This window comes from Streptomyces sp. NPDC002785 (assembly GCF_040295565.1).
Lineage (GTDB): Bacteria > Actinomycetota > Actinomycetes > Streptomycetales > Streptomycetaceae > Streptomyces.
The window spans coordinates 1-3,087 of record NZ_JBEOVN010000374.1; the positions used below are offsets into that span (position 1 = coordinate 1).

Here is a 3,087-nt window from a genome sequence, read left to right on the forward strand (position 1 = left end):
GCAGGGGAGACCCCATCTGCCTCAATCCTCCGCCTTGCAGCTGCACGCACCCAGCCCCGCTCCTTCTCCCACCCCCCATTTGCCGGTCGGTCTTACCCAGCGCGGATCTGCGCGGAGCGAACCTGAGCGGCGCGGAGAACCTGACGAGGGAGCAGCTTGCTCCAGCACGTACCGACGTCAATACGCGGCTGCCTGATTCGCTCTCGTAGTCCCTTTCCGAAGAACTGCTCGGCCATATGTTTCGGGTGCCGGGCCCTGACCAGCCGAGTGCGGTCGCCCACCTACCACTAGCTCATCGGACGGGAGTTGGCCGCTGGCTACACTCGCAGGCCGGGCAGCGGCTACGGTGCTGTTGTGGTGATCAAAGGGGAGGACACGGCATCCGGGACCGCGCTGCTGCTCGCGGCGGCCCCGGCCGGCAAGGCCTGCCTCATTGACGCAACCAGCGTCCTGCCCACGCTCGCGGCGGTCCCGCCCAGCATCCTGACCCGGACGGCTGCGGCCACCCTCGTTGAACTCGCTGACCCGACCGACCCGCAGACCATCCTCACCCGCATCCGCGCGGCGGCCGCCACACCCGGCCCACTCACCCTTTACATCACCGGACAACTCCACCTCGACCACAAGCAGCGCCTGATCCACCTCGCACTCGCCCGGACCACGCCGGCCACCCTGCGCTACACCGCATTGCCCTGGCACTGGCTGGCCGGCGAACTCAAACCGCGCCGCCCGGGCACCACCACCGTCGTCACCGACGTGGTCGCCGCCCCGGAGGCCTGGCAGCAGCTCCGTACCGAGGGTCTCGTCCTCGGCCATGGGATCCGTTTATACGGCCGGATCACCCCGCCGCCGCCCCGCCACCGGATCGTAGAACCGGCCTACCTGAAGGCCTTCGCCACCACCTGGCGCAGCGGCATCAACCCGCCGCTCGCCGAGCTCCACGAACAGGCCGCCGCCCAGGCCGGCCCCGACGACGCGCTGTTCCTGGCCGTCGACCACACAGCCGTCCCCGCCCCTGCGGCGTCGGCTGTCCAGGTACCGAACCGGTCACACCAGGAGCCTGCACCTGTTCCGATGACGCCTGCTCCGATTCCGGAGAACACCGAGGTGGCCGAAGAGGATCCGCTGCCCGCGATTTTTGCCGCTGCCCACGCGGGGCGGCACGGCGAGGCCGCGTCACTCATAGCCATGTGGGAGGGATGGGCTCTGCGTACCTACGGCGCGGGCTCCGTGCAGGCCATCCACTGGCTGGAGGTCCGGGCCGAACTCGCTCGTCTCGCCGGTGATCCGGCGCGCAGCTGCGAGTTGTGGATGGCTGCCGCCGACGCCCGCCTTGCCCGGCAACAGCCCCCGGACGACCCTGCCGTGGAAGGCGCCGTAGACCGCGCCCACCACCAGTGGCAGGAACTTCGCGACCCGCAGCGGGCCCGGGAACTCGGCCCGCCCCTGGTCTCGTTGCGCCGCCACGTTCCTGGCCGGCGCTCCGGGGCGGTCGAAGCCGTCCAGCGCCGACTGGAGCTGCTGCACACCATGCCCCCGGTGGGGCCCCGTCGTGCGGCATCCTGACGACGGACGGTTCACCGGCCGCATCCCTTGTTTCGCGGCCGTTGCAACGACCACTGGAACCGAAGCCGACCGTCCGGCCCCGGTGGCACAACGCTCGCATTTCGGACCCGAACCGGGCATGCGATGCCCTACCGGCGGGGTCAGGGCGTCCGTTCCCCATGGCCCGGCGCCGCTTGCGTGACGGTCTGGGAGTCGCTGTGTGCGGCATCTTCCGCTCGTGATGCGACAGCGGGGTGACAGTTGGGGCAGCGGGCCATGCGAGAGCTGTCTTCTCCGGGCAGTGTGACGGATACCCATCTGAGGGCGAGGTCGGGGCCGTCGCAGTTGCCGCACCATTCCGACAGTGGTCCCAGGCGTGCTTCGGGGACGGGAGAGGGGTCGGGGAGGATCTTCTCACGGGCGTAGGCCGCTGTGATGAAGCCGGAGGCCAGTTGTGTGCGGCTGTCGGCGGCACGGTATCGGCCTTCTCCCAGGAGCATGCGTGCTTCTTGGAGGAGTTCTTCGGCCGAGGCCAGGTGCTCGTAGGGCGAGGGCACTGCGTCTTCTCCTGTTCGGGGTTCGGGGCGGTTCAGGGGCGTTGGTGCCGACGGGGCAGGCGTCGTTGCCGGTCCCGGATTTGCGGGGGCGGAGCCGTACGCGCCCGCCGGGCCTCGTCGGCAACGCAGAACAGGCAACGAGGACCGCCCTGCGCAGTGGGGTCGGTCGGGGCCCCGGGGTGCCGGGGGCAGCGGGAGACCGTTCGGGGGCGGGACAGCTCGCGGGCGATGATGAACGCCCCGTGCACGAGGTCGGCCGTGAGTGCGAGGTCTTGTTCCGGGGAGCGGTAGTGCAGTTCGAAGACGACCTCGTTGATCTGCCGCATCCGTTCGAGCAGAGCCTCGTGGGTGTAGGGCGGCGGCGGGATTTCGTAGCGGTTCACCGCGGTTGCTGTGCCTTGCCGGGCTTGGGGGGCGCCCGCGCGGCGGTTGGTGTTGCAGAACAGGCACTGCCCCCACCCGTTGGGCGGTTCCGGATCCACCGGCCCGTTCGGGTGGGTGGAGCAGTTCGTCGTGTTCCGCGACGGGGCGAGGTTCCGGGCGGTGATGAACAGCCGGTACAGGGAGTCGGCGATCGCGTCGTACTCGGTGGGGTCTCCGTATCCGGGGATGGCGCGGATACGGTCGTCCGTGCTCGGGAGCCTGGAACGCAGTTCCCTGAGCAGAAGAGGGAGTTTGGTCGGGACGCGGTACGCGGAGTGCTGCGGGAGATCCACGACGGCAGGCGATCCCAGCAGGCTGGTACGGCACCAGGCCAGACCGGAGAGTGTCACCCGCAGGAGGGACGCGATCAACCCTTTCGGGTAGCGCTGCTCGTCGCGCATTGACATACAGGTGGCTCTGCCGGGCGGCAGCCGCACCGGACGCCTCCGACGAGCCCAGGGACCAGCAGGACCAGGACACCGACGAACAATCCGGTGACGAGAAGGACTGGCCCGGCCATGACACGTGGGCCGCCCGGAGGGTGGGGGGGGGCCACGTCTGC

Annotated in this window: 2 protein-coding genes; one reads left to right on the plus strand and one right to left on the minus strand. The window is 69.9% G+C overall.

What is annotated here, in order from left to right; translation table 11 throughout:
* The first annotated feature begins 354 nt into the window (after positions 1-354).
* The gene (locus ABTZ94_RS37060) at positions 355-1,566 is read left to right on the plus strand and encodes a hypothetical protein (RefSeq protein ID WP_351207793.1); all 1,212 of its coding nucleotides are present in this window, start codon (positions 355-357) and stop codon (positions 1,564-1,566) included.
* 568 nt (positions 1,567-2,134) lie between these two features.
* Here ABTZ94_RS37060 and ABTZ94_RS37065 read toward each other — a convergent pair.
* Positions 2,135-2,932, minus strand: a complete 798-nt coding sequence (locus ABTZ94_RS37065; RefSeq protein ID WP_351207795.1) for a hypothetical protein — start codon at positions 2,930-2,932, stop codon at positions 2,135-2,137.
* Positions 2,933-3,087 lie beyond the last annotated feature (155 nt).

What these genes read in the sequence shown, in the direction of transcription:
- ABTZ94_RS37065 (WP_351207795.1), bottom strand. Translation starts at nt 2,932, where the DNA reads ATGTCAATGCGCGACGAGCAGCGCTACCCGAAAGGGTTGATCGCGTCC.